Source organism: Vibrio porteresiae DSM 19223, assembly GCF_024347055.1.
GTDB lineage: Bacteria > Pseudomonadota > Gammaproteobacteria > Enterobacterales > Vibrionaceae > Vibrio > Vibrio porteresiae.
This window is the reverse complement of sequence record NZ_AP024896.1, coordinates 1,125,212-1,140,910: the sequence shown is the minus strand read 5'-3', so window position 1 is coordinate 1,140,910 and position 15,699 is coordinate 1,125,212. Positions and strand designations below refer to the sequence as shown.

Below are 15,699 nucleotides of genomic sequence, written 5' to 3'. Positions count from 1 at the left end.
GTTTGATTATCGCTTCGCTTGGTTATGACTTAGCCGCGGCTTGTTTGGCTGCTTTTATCCAAGAATCAAACAGCGCTTGGTGGGCTTTGATCCAACCATTTGCATGCGCTTCAATGTCTTGAGGTGAGTTGCGGCCTTTACTCATCATCATGTTTTCCGCACTCACATCATTGATGCTCAGTTTCATCTCTGCGAACAGTTTCGCAGCCGCTGGATTTTTCTCCGCAAAGGCTTTATTAGCCACAATACGTTCGCTGTTCATTTGGAAGCCATAATCTTTACCGTTAGGCAGCTTGGTTGATGCATTTGGCTTGCCTGCGACAGCAGAAAATGGAACTTCAAGCCAAACCACATCTTTACCCGGAACCAAAACGCCACTTACCCAATAAGGTGTCCAAGTGTAATAAAAGATAGGCTGACCTTTTTTATAGCGGGTGATGGTGTCGGCCATAATGGTCGCGTACTGACCTTGATTATGTTCAACAGTATTACGTAACTTGTACGCGTCTAATTGATGTTCGATAGCCGCTTCGCAGCCCCAACCTGGATTACATCCGGAAAGGTCGGCTTTCCCATCACCATCGGCATCAAATAGCTTGGCAATTTTCGGGTCTTGGAACTGCTTTAAGTTAGTAATGTGGTACTTTTCAGCGGTTTTCTTATCAATCAAATACCCTTGCGCGGCGCCAGTAATGTATTCACCTTTACGATAAAACTTCGCATCGCCACCGGCTTTTTCATATTTGTTGTCATGTAACGGTTGCCAGTTGACCGTCATGTAGGTGGCATCACCTTCGGCAATCGAGGTATAAGCGACGTTGTAATCCACTTCTTTGGTGGGCAGCACTTTATAACCGAGCGCTTCCATCGCTTTGTTGACGATAAGCGTTTGGAATGTCTCTTCAGCCACAGTAGATTGAAGAGGTTGCACCGTAACGCCTTCACCAGGCAACGCTTTCGCATAAGCGGTGCTGGTGACGGCAGTGAGTGAGAGTCCCGTCAGGAGTACGGTTTTCCATGCGTTGTTCATTACGCTTCTCCTAAATTTTTCTTGGTTGAGTGTGAATTAGTGGATGTTTTGCGACGAAAGAAGATCGAAATCGGTCCTGTTTCGTACCAACGAGTGCGTTTATCGCGGTTTTGCTCACCCACACTTTGAGTGATACGGTCAAGTAATATCGCCAGAATGACGATGCCAAGGCCACCTACAGCCGCAAGACCCATATCGAGACGACCAATGCCGCGTAAAACCATTTGACCTAAACCGCCGACCGCAATCATGGAGGCGATCACCACCATAGAAAGTGACAACATCAGTGTTTGGTTAACCCCAGCCATAATGGTTGGCATCGCCAGTGGCAATTGAATGCGATACAGCATTTGCTTTGGACTGGCGCCAAACGAATGACCCGCTTCAATCAGCTCTTCTGGAACATGCTGAATACCCAAGATGGTTAAACGGACAATCGGTGGCAGCGCAAAGATGATTGTCACCACGACCCCCGGTACGTTACCGATGCCAAACAACATCACAATAGGGACTAAGTAGACAAACGCTGGTGTGGTTTGCATTGCGTCTAATAAAGGACGAATGATTTTCGCCGCTTTAGGGCTTCTCGCCAGCCAGATCCCCATGGGTAAGCCGATCAGCAAACAGAAAAAGACCGAAGTCATGACCAGAGCGAGGGTAACCATGGCTTGTTCCCAAGCGCCAATTAGTCCAATCATGATGAGTGAGATCACCGACGCGATACCTAACTTACGTCCGGCGAATTGCCATGTCAGTAAGCCTAAAATAATCAACATTAACGGTGCAGGGGTCGCCACCAATGCCGTTTGAAAGGATGACAAAATCAGATCAATGGGAACACGAATCGCCTGAAAGAGTGGTCGACCATGAAAAACTAACCAATTTAGCGCGGTTTCCACCCAGTGATCGAATGGGACAACCGCATCGTTAAACGGATGTAGCCAGTCGAAAGGGGGCTTGGTTGGAGCGGTATTTAACCAATCAGCAGTCGCTTGAGCGGACGAAGTGGCGGTGCCCCACGGATCACTGCTGGTGGCAGCCTGTGCTGCGTTACTCCATGGATCAGCAGCTTGGGCTGCGTTGGTGGCAGTGTCGACACTGGTTGTCTCAATACTCATAGTGACTCCCTATCTAAAGTTTGCAGTAATCGTGATTTGGTGATAACGCCATAGTAATTGCCCTGATCATCCACCACAGGTACGGCATAGCTTACGCTGGCAACTTGGCTAATCAGCTCACCGACGGCGACATCGGGTTCAATGGTGATGGTGTCGGTCAGTAGAGCGCTGGTGAGTGAACGCTGCTCTTTGTTGGCTTGTTTCAATGAATCAATAGAGACGATGCCGGAATACTTATTGGCTCTATCGACGACAATGCCAAAGTCACGGTCGCCATCGAGTAACAACTGCATCGCTGCGGCAGGGCCATCATTGTCATGCTTTTTGAAGACGGTATTGGGACGTTTACGGGCAATATCTTTGGCACTGAAGACTGACGCGACATTGACGCCACGAAAGAAGGATTCCACATAATCATTAGCGGGTTTGTGTAAGATCTCATCAGGCGTACCCACTTGGACCACAACGCCATCTTGCATGATCGCGATCCGATCGCCGATGCGCATCGCTTCATCTAAGTCATGGGAGATGAACACTATGGTGCGTTGGTCATCATTTTGGAGGCGAATCAGTTCATCTTGCATTTCCGTGCGAATAAGCGGGTCGAGCGCCGAGAATGCTTCGTCCATCAACAAAATATCAGGGTCATTGGCAAGAGCGCGGGCTAGACCAACACGCTGCTTCATCCCTCCGGACAGTTCGTCTGGAAAGGAATCGATATAGGCGTCTAATCCTACACGAGCGAGGGCCTTTATCGCCGTTTCATGGCGAGTGCTCTCATCAATTCCGGCGAGTTCTAAACCAAACGCGGCGTTCTCTAGCACCGTCATGTGAGGCATTAAAGCGAAGTTTTGAAACACCATCGCAATGTTTTTACGGCGCACAGAACGTAACTGCTCATCGCTCATTTTGGCAATATCGTCACCGTTAAGGCGAACTTCACCGCGGGTCGGTTCGATAAGACGATTAAGAAGGCGGACTAGGGTTGATTTGCCTGAGCCAGATAGACCCATGATGACGAATATTTCGCCCTCGTTGATGGTGAGAGAGACATCTTTAACACCAACGGTAAGACCCGTTTTCTCAAAAATTTGGTCTTTGTTGAGTCCTTGTTCTAAGAGCGGAAATGCCTCTTCGGGGGATTCTCCGAATACCTTGTAGAGGTTATTCACTTCTAAGATGGTCGACATAAAATATCCTTTGTTGTCTTTAGTGTGAAGTGCATCTAGCAACAAAACTGTATAGTACCCTAAACATTAAATTCTCATATTTCAAGGATAAATGTCAGTTTAATGTTAGGTTTTTTGTTTAAGATATTGATTTTATTTAATAATTTTAAATATAAAAATTTACCAATTAGTTTGTCTTAAAACGTTTTGAGTTGAATTTATTAACAAGGTGTTTTGTCAGTTAAAGAGCATGACTAGCAAAGAAAAGTGAATGTTTTGGCAGTGATTTTTCTTCGATATTGAATAGAAATTGGGCACTTTGGACGGGTTAATGATCGGTAGCAAAAGGAGAGAATGTTTCGTAGTCGAATGCATTTACCCAAATAAGTGATCAGTGAAATGTTGGGCTAGGGCCTGGATGTCGCTTGTTACCATTTATTTCACATTTTATTAAAATATTAGATCTATCAGTAAAAGAGGTATTTGCTTAGAGATCAAAGATAATGGGCATAATCTATGGAGCAGGATTATCAGGTATAGCAGTGCAAAATTTGAATATTGATGACAAACATGGAGTTTATTATGTTAGAGTTCTAACCATATTTGTGAACTGATTGACTGGAATTTACGACCGTAAAGGGTAGATGTATCTTGAAACATCTGGTTTACTGGTGGTTGAGTGAAGGTTGAAAAATGTTTCGTTCTGAATCCAATTGTTCGTCTCTGTTTACCTGTTAGTGAATAAAACGGGTATTGAATAGTATGGCGATCAGCAATAAAACGACAATCGAGGAGTTCCTGTGATAGGACGTGTAATTCCCCTATTAATGGTAACCGCAATCTTGTTTCTCAGTGCCGGTGTAAGTGCCGATGAGAAGAAAGAGTCTGATACCCAACCCAAAGCGTATTCACAAACGGATCTATTAGATAAACCGATGATGGAGCGCTACATCCTAGATGAGCTCAAATCCCTGCGCCAAGACCAGCAAGACTTAGAACGAAAGTTAACGGTACAGATCACCGATAGGGAACTGACGGTTGCCGATAAATCGATGAATTATGCGAATGTAACGGTGACTTATTTCTTCTACATCATTGCTGGCGTAGCGTCCCTAATTGCCTTGATTGGTTGGCATTCTTTGCGTGAGGTGAAAGTAAATACCACCGAAATGGCCGACAAGCGATTGAATAAAATTGCACAAGAGTATGAGAAGAAATTTCTTGCTTTGGAGCGCGATCTCAAGCGTAAAACCCGCATTATTTCCGATAACAACCGCGAAATAGAAATAATCAACGAAATTCATAACCTTTGGCTTCGTGCGCAGAGTATGCAAACCGCAGATCAACGTATTGAAGTGTATGATGAAATTCTCAAAATCCGCCCTGGTGACCTGGAAGCCTTGACCTATAAAGCCGACGCAGTGATGGCAATAAAAGAGTACCACTGGGCGATGAGCCTTTGTAATCGGGTACTTGAGCTCGATGAGAATAATGGTCCGGCACTTTATCAACGTGCTTGTGCCTATGCACGTTTGGGCGCTGAAGAACAAGCGATTGAAGATTTACAAAGAGCGGTGCAAACCAGCCCATCGCTTAAAGATGCAGCAGCGGAAGAGGATGACCTAGAATCCCTCTATGGCAATAAAAAGTTTGAGGCTTGGCTGCAAGGTGAAGCTGCACAAAATGACTAATTATAGAGGAATGTATGTGCAATTATTCATAACAAACTATTATTGTCTTAACGATTAATTTTTATCATTAGACACGTTATAGCTTTTTCTCCATAAAGCACGTGGCAGTTGACCTGCAGGGTGCTTCATTCGCTCAAATGACGTGCCTTTTATCCATCGATTTAGTGAGAGATAAGTGTGGAAAAAGAATCCAAATTAGACCGTGTTCGTGCTGACTACAATGTGCAATATTGGAGCCAGGGTTTCTTTGCAATTGATAATGACGGTGAAGTGGTTGTGTCCGCAAGGCAAGACCAAGAGAAGGGAACACCGTTAAGTCGCATCGTGGAACAGCTCCAAGACCAAGGTCTGAACGTACCGGTATTGGTTCGCTTTCCACAGATTCTTCATCAGCGTGTGCATGGTATTTGTGAAGCATTTAACCAGGCCATTGAAGAATATGACTATCCAAATCGCTATCTATTGGTTTATCCAATTAAAGTAAACCAACAAAAAGAAGTCGTTGATGAAATTCTAGCGAGCCAAGCACGTCTAGAGCACAAACAACTGGGTTTGGAAGCTGGCAGTAAGCCAGAACTTCTTGCGGTGCTAGCAATGGCACAACAAGCAAGCTCAGTTATCGTTTGTAACGGTTACAAAGACCGTGAATACATTCGTCTTGCTTTGATCGGTGAAAAGCTGGGTCATAAAGTATTTATCGTTTTGGAAAAAATGTCTGAATTGGACATCGTCCTGAGCGAAGCAAAAAGTTTGGGTGTCAAACCACGTTTGGGTTTGCGTATTCGCTTAGCATCTCAAGGTGCGGGTAAATGGCAATCAAGCGGCGGTGAAAAATCGAAATTTGGTTTGTCGGCATCGCAAGTACTGACCGTTATTGAACGTCTAAAGAAAGAGAAACAGCTTTCTGCGCTGCAATTGGTACACTTCCACTTAGGTTCGCAAATGGCGAACATTCGTGACGTACGTAACGGCGTCAACGAAGCAGCGCGTTTCTACTGTGAATTGCGTGCCCTTGGGGCGTCAATTAATTACTTTGACGTAGGTGGCGGCCTAGCGGTTGACTACGATGGTACTCGTAGCCAATCCTCCAACTCGATGAACTATGGTTTGATTGAGTACGCGCGTAACGTCGTGAGCTCCGTAGGTGATATCTGTAAATTGTACGATCAGCCAATGCCGAACATCATTTCTGAGTCGGGTCGTTCGATTACGGCGCATCATGCGGTTTTGATCACAAACGTGATTGGTGCAGAAGCGTATTCTCCTGAGCCAGTGTCAGAACTGGAAGATGAAGAGTCGCTACTGCTGCAAAACATGTGGCGTAGCTGGGAAAACCTTCACGAAGGTTCCGATGCTCGTGCACTGATTGAGATTTACAACGATACACAAGCTGACTTATCTGAAGTGCACAGTCAATTCGCGACTGGTGTACTGAATTTGCATCAACGTGCTTGGGCGGAACGTCTAGCACAGCGCATTTATCATGAGCTAAGTCGGCGCATGAACAATAAAAACCGCTTCCACCGTCCAATTCTTGATGAATTGCAAGAGCGTTTGGCAGATAAGTTCTTCGTGAACTTCTCACTGTTCCAATCTTTGCCTGACGCTTGGGGTATTGATCAGGTGTTCCCTGTATTACCGATTTCTGGCTTAGATCAACTAGAAGATCGCCGTGCGGTGATGTTGGATATTACCTGTGACTCAGACGGTATTGTGGAGCAATACGTTGAGGGCCAAGGCATTGAGAACACTTTGCCTGTACCACAATGGAACCAAGATAAGCCGTACCTAATGGGATTTTTCCTCGTAGGCGCTTACCAAGAAATTCTGGGTGACATGCACAACTTGTTTGGTGATACCCACAGTGTGGTGGTCAACATTACAGAGAAAGGTGAGCCAGAAATTGCGTTTATTAACCAAGGCGATACCGTCGAAGATATGATGCGTTACGTGCATATTGACGTCGATATGATTCGTGCCAACTATCAACAACTGCTTGAGCAGCGTGTTGAAGAAAACGAGCGTGAAGCGATTCTGCAAGAACTTGAGCAGGGTCTATGTGGCTACACTTATTTAGAGGATTTTTAAATGAATGATTTGTTTACGAAAACTGATTATTCACTTTATTCAAATGCAATGACTTTCGTGCGTCGTCCTTACGTGAGAGATCCGATTGATGTTGAAGCGGATGTGGTGGTGTTAGGTGTGCCATTGGATATGGCCACCTCTGGTCGCCCAGGCGCACGCATGGGGCCTGATGCGATTCGTAAAGCATCGGTTAACCTTGCATGGGAAGGTAAAAAATTCCCTTGGGATTTCAGCCTGTTTGATCGCATCAATGTGATTGATAGCGGTGACTTAGTGTTTGACTGTGGCGACGCAGAAGACTTCACCTACCGTTTAGAAGCGGCAGCGGGTGAGATCCTAAAATCAGGCAAAACGTTACTAGCACTCGGTGGTGACCACTTTATTACCTTGCCAATTTTGCGTGCTTACGCAAAACACTTTGGCGAAATGGCACTGGTGCACTTTGATGCCCACACTGACACTTATGCAAATGGCAGTGCTTATGACCACGGTACTATGTTCTACCATGCACCAAAAGAAGGTCTGATTTCAGCGAAGCATTCGATTCAAATCGGTATTCGTACTGAATACAAAGCAGAAAATCACGCATTTAACGTGATTAATGCGATGGAAGCGAATGACCTAACTGCAGATGAAATCGTCGCGCAAATTAAAGCAGTCGTTGGCGATCGTCCAGTCTACTTTACGTTTGATATTGACTGTCTTGATCCTGCGTTTGCACCAGGTACGGGTACTCCTGTATGTGGCGGTATGACTTCAGATAAGATTCTGAAAATCATCCGTAAGTTAAAAGATGTCAACATCGTGGGTATGGATGTGGTGGAAGTTTCTCCTCCATACGATCAAAGCGAAGTCACAGCGCTAGCCGGTGCAACCATTGCACTTGAGCTTCTTTATACTTGGGCATCAAAACGCCCAGAAAAAGGCGCAGTACAAGGCGCTTAATCGCCGCGCTTCGAGCACTCTCGATAAGTAAATGTACAATCGGCCTCAAATGAACTTTGAGGCCGATTTTTTTGTCATTAATCTGGCCATAAACGTAACGATAAGCACCGAAAACCACGGTGAACTCGATCTGGTTCTTGAACGTAACGGTTATTAGCAATACCAAGAGGTACTCGAACCGATCCTTGAACGTTACGGTTACCAGCGATACCAAAGGGGTACTCGAATCGGTTCTCGAACGTACCGGTTATCAATGAAAACCACGGCGAACTCGAACCGGTTCTTGAACGTAACGGTTATCAACGAAAACCACGGCGAACTCGATCAGGTTCTCCCCCCTTGTTTTTAAGGGGGGAGTTAGAGGGGGGATCATGCTCAGGAGCCAAGTTTTTAATCGTAATACACTGAATTATAATAATATTTAATATTATAGCATGTCCAACACATACCAATATTACTCACGTGTTGGAATGCGTAAACTCTTGATAGGTTGATCGATAACCACATTGGTGGTCACGCGCTTAATTTGTGGAAACTGACTCATCAAACCTTCAATAAAGCCATCGTACTCTTTGGTTGTGCTTGCAGAAACCACGAGCATCACATCAATATTGCCTGTCACGTAAAAGAGCTGCTGTACGCAAGCATGTGTACGGGCCCATTGCGTCAGCTCTTTTAACACTGTGTAGTTATCTCGCTCTATTTCAATACTGGCGAGAAATGACATAGGGTGGACACTGGCCTCTTGAGCAACGATGGCGACTTCTTGTTCGATGACTCCTTCGTCACGCAGCCGTTTAATGCGTCTTTGTACTGCCGACGGGGAAAGTCCTACTTGTTCAGCGATCGATTCACTGGAGAGACGGCAATTTTTTTGGAGCAAAGCCAAAATATGGCGATCAAAAGCATCCAATGGAGTCATAAGTTTCTTTTCTTCTCACTACTTAGCCCCATTATGGGGAATAACGTATCAATTTGGTGCGACGCTGGATTTTATGCACTGAAACGGGTGAAACGCTGCAAAATAGGCAACACTTGAGGGCAGGTTGCAGAGTTTCGTGTTAGCGGTTAACGCACACTAGACGCTGAACATACTAAGCTTTTTTGTTGAGGACAAGAGATGTCAGACAATTCCTATCGTTACGCGCCAGAAACGGCAGTGGTTCGCGCCTTTGTTGACCCTGAGTTGGCAACTCAAGCCATATCCCCTTCGATGGTGATGTCGGTCAATCACTGCTTTGACCCACAGCAAGGGGCCTTTTCTGCACAAGGATTAGAAGACTTGTCCGAAGCTCCCTACCTTTATGCTGGGTGGAGCAACCCTACGGTAGATCAACTCGAGCAGCGTTTAGCACATTTAGAAGGGGCTGAAGCGTGCTTAGCGACGGCGACAGGTATGGCGGCGATCTCTGGATTGTTTTTATCGCTACTTAAGCACGGCGATCATCTTATTATTAGCGATGTTTGCTACGCCGGGGTGTATGAATTTGCAACACAAGTTTTGCCTGATTATGGGGTAGAAGTGACTGCAGTCGATACCAGTGACATAACCCAAGTGCTCAACGCACTGCAAAAAAACACCAAATTGGTGCATATCGAAACCCCAAGTAACCCATTATTGACCTTAACCGACATCCGTTCGCTCGCTAATGGCTTAAAAACCAGTGGCACGTTATTAAGTGTCGATGCGACCTTTTCTACGCCAGTGATCACTAAGCCGTTGAGTTTTGGAGCCGATATTGTTGTGCACTCGCTGACCAAGTTTATTAATGGTCATGGTGATGTTTTAGGTGGGGCAATTTTGGGCAGCAGATCACTGTTAAACCAAATCCGCTCAAGGGCTGGCGTCTATCTTGGGGCGACGCTTTCTGCCCAAAGCGCTTGGCTGATTATGCGCGGAATGGAGACCCTTTATCCGCGCATGAAGACCCTGTGCAGCAGCGCACATGAGATAGCTAACTGGTTGGAAAAACAGCCACGCGTATTGCGCGTTTTATATCCAGGGCTTGCGTCACATCACCAATTTGCACTTGCACAGCAACAGATGGCACTTTTTGGCGGCATAATTGCATTCCAAGTAGATGACATAGATTTGATTCAACAGCGTTTTGCTCAAGAATCACACGTTTTCTACTACGCGTTCTCAATTGGACATCAACGTAGCTTAGCCGTGGCGATGAAAACCGATGAGTTAGACCAATCCACTTATCATTTCACTGCTGAAAAGCGGGCTGCATTTCGTTCTTTTGCTGGCGATGGGGTAATACGCCTCTCGATTGGTTTAGAAGCAACGGAAGATTTACTGCGAGAACTTGAACATTTATTGCGCTAGTTTTAAGTGTTTACATGCATATGTTCCTCTACAATTAGAAAACTAATGCAAACAAAGTGTTGAAAAACGATGATAAATTCGCGCATTATCTGTAGTGCGCCTGTGTCTGGCGTTTATCGCTTGATAAACGTCATTCCATCGCGTTTCGTGATAGGAAGAACGATAGCAATAAAATGCATAACAAAATAAATAAGGGATAATATGAAAAAGTTTGTTAAGTCGACTGTAGCGAGTCTGGTTTTTGCCTGTACTGCATTAAGTGCAACTCAAGCTTCAGCTGCCACCTCAACACTTGAAAGCGTGTTGAATGCAGGTGAACTGAAAGTCTGTTTTGATGCGGGTTATATGCCGTTCGAAATGAAATCAAAAGACGGTCGTTTTATTGGTTTTGATATCGATTTGGCTAAACACATGGCACGTTCTATTGGTGTGAAATATGAGCCTGTGAACACCGCTTGGGATGGTATCATTCCAGCGCTGCAAACGGGTAAATGTGACATCATCATGGCGGGGATGACTATCACGCCTGAACGTAACCTTAAAGTGAACTTTGCTCAGCCTTATATTGTCATCGGTCAATCGATCATTTTGTCGAAAAAACTGGAAGGCAAAATTAAGAGCTACAAAGACTTAAACGATCCTAAATACACCGTCGCAACAAAACTGGGTACTACTGGTGCTGAAGCGACTAAGAAATACCTGCCCAAAGCTAAGTTAGACCTATATGACACTGAAGTAGACTCTGTGCTACAGGTGACAAACGGTAAAGCGGATGCTTTCATCTACGACTTCCCTTATAACGCCATCTATGCTGCGCAACACAAAGGTCAAATCGAACACTTAAGTAAGCCGTTTACTTATGAACCTCTGGGTTGGGCGATTCGTCAAGACGATCCTAACTTCCTTAACTTCTTGAATAACTATCTACGTCAAATTCAAGGTGACGGTACTTACGAACGTCTATACGACAAATGGTTTAAATCCGACAGTTGGTTGAAAGACGTCCAATAAGGACTTTAGCTATCATCACTAGGGCAAGCGAGCTTGCCCTAATTTTACCCAAAATAAGAAAGAGAACAGAGTGATGCAGTCAAAATCCTCACGTTGGGTTGGACATGGAATTTATGTCCTGATCATGATTATGTTCATTGGCGCTATTTATGGCGCAGGTAAGAGCATCAATTACAATTGGCACTGGGACAGACTTTGGCCATATGTGATTAACACCGATATGCAAGATATTCGCGCAGAAGGTGATGGCACAGCGGTCATCAAGGATAAACAGTTGGTTATCCAGCTCGACCAGTCAGACAAACCACAGGTCATTAAAAAATATAGCAATTTGATGGTTAGCGACGGTGATATCGTATTTCAGGGTGATACCATAGCGCAGCTCAGTCAATGGAAATTCGGTCCGATAGCAACAGGGCTATGGGTCACGATTAAAATATCGTTTATTTCGCTCGTTTTTGCCGTGTTACTCGGTCTAGTCTTTGGTTTAATGCGTGTGGCGAAGAACCATACCGCGCGAGATTTTGCCCTCACTTATGTTGAGTTGATTCGCGGAACACCACTGCTGGTACAAATTTTTATCGTCTATTTCTTTATCGGGACGGTAATGGATTTTGACCGCTTTACCGCTGGGGTAGTAGCACTGTCTGTGTTTACTGGCGCGTACGTTGCTGAAATTGTGCGTGCAGGTATTCAAGCTATTCCAAATGGACAGATGGAAGCTGCGCGTTCGCTAGGGATGAACTACGCTCAGGCGATGTTGTACATCATTTTGCCGCAAGCGATGAAGAAAACCTTGCCACCACTGGCGGGTCAGTTCATTAACTTAATTAAAGACTCTTCATTGGTCTCTGTTATTTCCATCACCGATTTGACCAAAGCGGGTCGTGAAGTGGTGAGTGGCAGCTTTGCACCGTTTGAAGTGTGGTTTACCGTTGCAGCACTGTATTTAGTAGTAACAGGCAGCCTGTCTTGGGCTATCCAACGTTTAGAGAAGAGGTTGTCAGCCAGTGACTAATCAATATAAAGGCGACGATATTGTCGTTGCTAAAGATGTCGACAAATATTACTCCAATGGTTGCCATGCGTTGAAAGCCGTTTCAACCACCATCAAACGTGGTGAAGTTGTCGTGATCATTGGACCTTCTGGTTCAGGTAAGTCGACCTTCTTGCGCACGTTAAACCAGTTGGAGGAGATCTCATCCGGCACCATCTTTATCGATGGGATGGATATGTACGCCAAGACGACGGACATTAACCAACTGCGCCAAAACGTGGGCATGGTGTTCCAAAGCTTTAACCTCTTCCCACACAAAACCGCATTGGAAAACGTGATGCTAGCGCCTTTGAAAGTGGCGAAACGCCCTTTGAAAGACGTTGAGGAAGATGCGAAGAGCTTGATTAAACGTGTTGGGCTATCTGACCGCATGAATAACTACCCATCGCATCTTTCTGGTGGTCAGCAGCAGCGTGTGGCCATTGCCCGTGCTTTAGCCATGAAACCGGACCTTATGCTCTTTGATGAACCGACTTCGGCGCTCGACCCTGAAATGGTGGGTGAGGTTTTAGACGTTATCAAAGACCTTGCCGCAGAAGGGATGACCATGGTCATCGTAACGCACGAAATGGGTTTTGCCCGTGAAGTGGCAGACCGAGTCCTCTTTATGGAAGATGGCACCTTGCTGGTGGATGACTCGCCTAAATCGGTATTCGATGGTGCGCCACATCCGCGTTTGCAGCAGTTCTTAGCTAAAGTGTTATAACCTAAGTCTTATCACCAAAGTTAAGTAACGCACTTGATAAAAGCCCCACTTGGGGCTTTTTTACCTTCTTCCATCGACGATATCCCCCTCATTTCGTTGCACTGTTTGGGCGAATTTTGACCTATCGCATACTCAGGCAGCCAAATGTAATAATCTTAGAGAGAAACTCACCGCTGACTGACATTTCCCATATCGCTTTTTGTCATTTTGTTCGCCAGAGAATTAGGCTAGGGGAGATGAAATGCAATTAACTGAAAATGACCGTACCGCTCTGTATAACGTTTGGATGTCACAGAAAGCCAAGATGCAAATTACGCAGATGGAGATGACCAAACGCTTGGGTGTAAGCCAGATGGAATTTTCCCAATTGCTCCGTGGTAATGCGCCATTAACCATGAATTTCGTGAGCAAGTTTTGTCAACAGTTACATGTTGAACCCTATAACGTGTTGCCGACCTTAAAACGTCAGTACACAGCAGGAGATGTGGTGGTGCATTTGCAAAGCAGAATCAGCGTGGATGGAGAGATTCAAAATATTCATGTTGAGGGCAATCAAGTCATTATTGATTACACTCACCAAGCAAAGTAATGCCGAGCTAACGCTCGGCTTTCACTATCTACACCAACGCTATTTGCTACTACTGTGGCTATCTGCTTTGAGCCTGAGCTTGATTCATTTCTGAATAGCGATAGAGCAGTTGAGTTAATGCCGTTGACCATTCCAAGGCGTCATTAGGACGAGTGGAGACGCGTTGTTCAATTTCTTGGCAGTGTGCCATTAATGGAATAACGCGATCCAACTGAAAACCAATCGCATAAAAGTGCCATAGAATCAGGCGACACATACGTTCAATGTTTTGTTCTGCATTTTGCGATTGAGCAAACTGCGACGGAATTTCGCCAAGCGCGACAGCATGCAAACGCAAAGTAGCATCAAAGTAAGCTTCTTGCTGACGCTCTTCTGTTGCTGTTTCTTGTTCTTCAAAATGAAAGATTTCACGAACCACGGGTTCAGGCACTAAACGATGCAGCATGCGCATGGCAAGTTCAGTGAGTTCTTCTTTGCTGGTGTTGTTTAAACAGTCGAAGCGATAGTCTTGTTGCATAACTTTTTGATCTATTGGATGGTCTGCTGAGAATTTTACGTGGTTAATCGTCTGTCGTCACTCTTTTATGTGCCATAAACGCATTGAAGTTGTAGTAGATCAACATAAATGTAAATAAATATGGCCTCCATCAGGACGATATTTTTATCAATTATATATTCAATTCATATAGTTACTGTGAATGTATTATGTGTGAGAAACTATTTCATCGTTACATTTCATCATATTTTGCCGCTCAACTGGACAGTAAAATTTGGTTATGATGCGACTCGATGACAGGTAAATGTCATTAACTTACTCATTTTAATATAATTTTACATCGAGGTTGCGTATGAAGAAGTTGAGTATAGTGGTGGCAATGGGCGCACTGTTTTCCGGTGCAACATTCGCTTCTGAATGGAGTTATCAAGGCGAATCGGGTCCGGATCATTGGGGTAAGGTGTCACAAACCTGCCAAACGGGTAAAAATCAAAGCCCGATCAACATTGAACAGACCACAGAAGCTAAGCTCAAAGGGGTTGATGTCCGTTATCAAGGTTCGGTGACTAACTTAGTGAACAATGGTCACACACTGCAAGCGAGCGTCTCTGGTGACAACACCGTGCGTATCGATGGAAAAGTCTTTACGCTCAAGCAGTTTCATTTCCACACCCCATCCGAAAATCTTATCAAAAGTCGTCAATACCCCTTAGAAGCGCATTTCGTGAATGCTGATGAGCAGGGTAACTTAGCGGTAATCGCGGTGATGTATCAAGTGGGAGAGGTTAATGCTCCGTTAACCACCCTAGGGAAAACCTTACCAACCAAGGGCAACACGGTCGCTATCAATGAGTCATTACCGGTTGCTTCACTGTTACCAAGCACAGAGAATTACTACCGCTTTAACGGTTCCTTAACCACGCCACCATGCAGTGAAGGGGTGCGCTGGATAGTACTCAAAGAATCTAAAATGATCTCTGATGAACAGAAAGTAACCTGGAATAAAATGATGGGGAATAATAACCGACCAATTCAGTCGTATAATGCGCGAATGGTTTTAGATAAAGAATAAATAATTTAAAATTTAACCCAATATTAACCATCCCTGCTAGTAAATATAGCGGGGATTTTTTTTTGCCAAATTTTAGGCAAAAAAAACACTCTAAGCAAAAGGCGCTTAGAGTGATATTCTGGTAATAAAATATAATTTGCTTTTATTGAGGCGCTATATTTACGCCAACAACTCTAAATAATCAGGAGATAAGCTAATTATTACTGAGTCTGGTCTGCAATGCTGTTACAAACTTGCCTTTTAAAATATACGGCAAAAATGAAAAAAACAAACAAAATTGACTTTCAAAAATGGAATGATAATTTTCATGTTTTAGGGCTTATGTTTTTGGAATTTATCGGTGTATATTTTTTCCGTCAGGGAATAACGGATGATTTCCTCGTGATTGTTTATTC

Annotated in this window: 14 protein-coding genes; 9 read left to right on the top strand and 5 right to left on the bottom strand. The window is 44.6% G+C overall.

What is annotated here, in order from left to right; genetic code table 11:
* Nucleotides 1-22 precede the first annotated feature (22 nt).
* The 3 genes from proX to proV are packed head-to-tail and all read right to left on the bottom strand — an operon-like array spanning nt 23 to nt 3,338.
* Nucleotides 23-1,030 carry a glycine betaine/L-proline ABC transporter substrate-binding protein ProX gene (gene proX, locus OCV11_RS21825; protein WP_261896538.1) on the bottom strand — a complete coding sequence of 336 codons (1,008 nt, stop codon included), beginning with the start codon at nt 1,028-1,030 and terminating at the stop codon, nt 23-25.
* Entirely contained in the window at nt 1,030-2,148 is a 1,119-nt protein-coding gene (gene proW, locus OCV11_RS21820; RefSeq protein ID WP_261896537.1) for a glycine betaine/L-proline ABC transporter permease ProW, read from the bottom strand. Before proW ends, proX begins: the two co-directional genes overlap by 1 nt.
* Nucleotides 2,145-3,338 carry a glycine betaine/L-proline ABC transporter ATP-binding protein ProV gene (gene proV / locus OCV11_RS21815; RefSeq protein WP_261896536.1) on the bottom strand — a complete coding sequence of 398 codons (1,194 nt, stop codon included), beginning with the start codon at nt 3,336-3,338 and terminating at the stop codon, nt 2,145-2,147. The genes proW and proV overlap by 4 nt, the downstream gene beginning before the upstream one ends.
* A gap of 806 nt (nt 3,339-4,144) precedes the next feature.
* On the opposite strand from proV, the gene OCV11_RS21810 reads away from it, so the two are divergent.
* The 3 genes from OCV11_RS21810 (at nt 4,145) to speB (ending at nt 8,041) form a co-directional block, all read left to right on the top strand.
* Nucleotides 4,145-5,008 carry a TPR end-of-group domain-containing protein gene (locus OCV11_RS21810; protein WP_261897980.1) on the top strand — a complete coding sequence of 288 codons (864 nt, stop codon included), beginning with the start codon at nt 4,145-4,147 and terminating at the stop codon, nt 5,006-5,008.
* A gap of 177 nt (nt 5,009-5,185) precedes the next feature.
* Nucleotides 5,186-7,096 carry an arginine decarboxylase gene (speA, locus tag OCV11_RS21805; RefSeq protein WP_261896535.1) on the top strand — a complete coding sequence of 637 codons (1,911 nt, stop codon included), beginning with the start codon at nt 5,186-5,188 and terminating at the stop codon, nt 7,094-7,096.
* Nucleotides 7,097-8,041, top strand: a complete 945-nt coding sequence (gene speB / locus OCV11_RS21800) for an agmatinase (RefSeq protein WP_261896534.1) — start codon at nt 7,097-7,099, stop codon at nt 8,039-8,041. It begins immediately after the preceding gene.
* 454 nt (nt 8,042-8,495) lie between these two features.
* Here speB and OCV11_RS21795 read toward each other — a convergent pair whose 3' ends face one another.
* A complete protein-coding gene (locus tag OCV11_RS21795) occupies nt 8,496-8,963 on the bottom strand; it encodes an Lrp/AsnC family transcriptional regulator (RefSeq protein WP_261896533.1) in 468 nt (155 codons plus the stop codon).
* Between the two features lie 198 nt (nt 8,964-9,161).
* Here OCV11_RS21795 and OCV11_RS21790 point away from each other — a divergent pair, with 198 nt between their 5' ends.
* The 5 genes from OCV11_RS21790 (at nt 9,162) to OCV11_RS21770 (ending at nt 13,736) form a co-directional block, all read left to right on the top strand.
* On the top strand, nt 9,162-10,373 hold the full coding sequence (locus tag OCV11_RS21790; protein ID WP_261896532.1) for a trans-sulfuration enzyme family protein: 1,212 nt from the start codon (nt 9,162-9,164) through the stop codon (nt 10,371-10,373).
* 201 nt (nt 10,374-10,574) lie between these two features.
* Nucleotides 10,575-11,384, top strand: a complete 810-nt coding sequence (locus OCV11_RS21785; RefSeq protein ID WP_261896531.1) for a transporter substrate-binding domain-containing protein — start codon at nt 10,575-10,577, stop codon at nt 11,382-11,384.
* A 73-nt stretch (nt 11,385-11,457) separates the two neighbouring features.
* Nucleotides 11,458-12,402, top strand: a complete 945-nt coding sequence (locus tag OCV11_RS21780) for an amino acid ABC transporter permease (protein ID WP_261896530.1) — start codon at nt 11,458-11,460, stop codon at nt 12,400-12,402.
* The gene (locus OCV11_RS21775) at nt 12,395-13,147 is read left to right on the top strand and encodes an amino acid ABC transporter ATP-binding protein (protein ID WP_315972751.1); all 753 of its coding nucleotides are present in this window, start codon (nt 12,395-12,397) and stop codon (nt 13,145-13,147) included. The genes OCV11_RS21780 and OCV11_RS21775 overlap by 8 nt, the downstream gene beginning before the upstream one ends.
* A 241-nt stretch (nt 13,148-13,388) precedes the next feature.
* A complete protein-coding gene (locus OCV11_RS21770) occupies nt 13,389-13,736 on the top strand; it encodes a helix-turn-helix domain-containing protein (RefSeq protein WP_261896528.1) in 348 nt (115 codons plus the stop codon).
* 58 nt (nt 13,737-13,794) lie between these two features.
* Here the strand turns inward: OCV11_RS21770 and OCV11_RS21765 are convergent, their stop codons facing one another.
* Entirely contained in the window at nt 13,795-14,253 is a 459-nt protein-coding gene (locus OCV11_RS21765; protein ID WP_261896527.1) for an exoribonuclease R, read from the bottom strand.
* Nucleotides 14,254-14,584: 331 nt separating this feature from the next.
* On the opposite strand from OCV11_RS21765, the gene OCV11_RS21760 reads away from it, so the two are divergent.
* Complete coding sequence (locus tag OCV11_RS21760) at nt 14,585-15,304, top strand: carbonic anhydrase (protein WP_261896526.1); 720 nt, start codon at nt 14,585-14,587, stop codon at nt 15,302-15,304.
* Nucleotides 15,305-15,699: the final 395 nt, after the last annotated feature.

Excerpts from the sequence above, each read along its gene's own strand:
- proX (WP_261896538.1), bottom strand. The coding sequence starts at position 1,030 with ATGAACAACGCATGGAAAACCGTACTCCTGACGGGACTCTCACTCACT.
- proW (WP_261896537.1), bottom strand. The coding sequence starts at position 2,148 with ATGAGTATTGAGACAACCAGTGTCGACACTGCCACCAACGCAGCCCAA.
- proV (WP_261896536.1), bottom strand. The coding sequence starts at position 3,338 with ATGTCGACCATCTTAGAAGTGAATAACCTCTACAAGGTATTCGGAGAA.
- OCV11_RS21810 (WP_261897980.1), top strand. The coding sequence starts at position 4,145 with ATGGTAACCGCAATCTTGTTTCTCAGTGCCGGTGTAAGTGCCGATGAG.
- speB (WP_261896534.1), top strand. The coding sequence starts at position 7,097 with ATGAATGATTTGTTTACGAAAACTGATTATTCACTTTATTCAAATGCA.
- OCV11_RS21795 (WP_261896533.1), bottom strand. The coding sequence starts at position 8,963 with ATGACTCCATTGGATGCTTTTGATCGCCATATTTTGGCTTTGCTCCAA.
- OCV11_RS21790 (WP_261896532.1), top strand. The coding sequence starts at position 9,162 with ATGTCAGACAATTCCTATCGTTACGCGCCAGAAACGGCAGTGGTTCGC.
- OCV11_RS21785 (WP_261896531.1), top strand. The coding sequence starts at position 10,575 with ATGAAAAAGTTTGTTAAGTCGACTGTAGCGAGTCTGGTTTTTGCCTGT.
- OCV11_RS21780 (WP_261896530.1), top strand. The coding sequence starts at position 11,458 with ATGCAGTCAAAATCCTCACGTTGGGTTGGACATGGAATTTATGTCCTG.
- OCV11_RS21770 (WP_261896528.1), top strand. The coding sequence starts at position 13,389 with ATGCAATTAACTGAAAATGACCGTACCGCTCTGTATAACGTTTGGATG.
- OCV11_RS21765 (WP_261896527.1), bottom strand. The coding sequence starts at position 14,253 with ATGCAACAAGACTATCGCTTCGACTGTTTAAACAACACCAGCAAAGAA.
- OCV11_RS21760 (WP_261896526.1), top strand. The coding sequence starts at position 14,585 with ATGAAGAAGTTGAGTATAGTGGTGGCAATGGGCGCACTGTTTTCCGGT.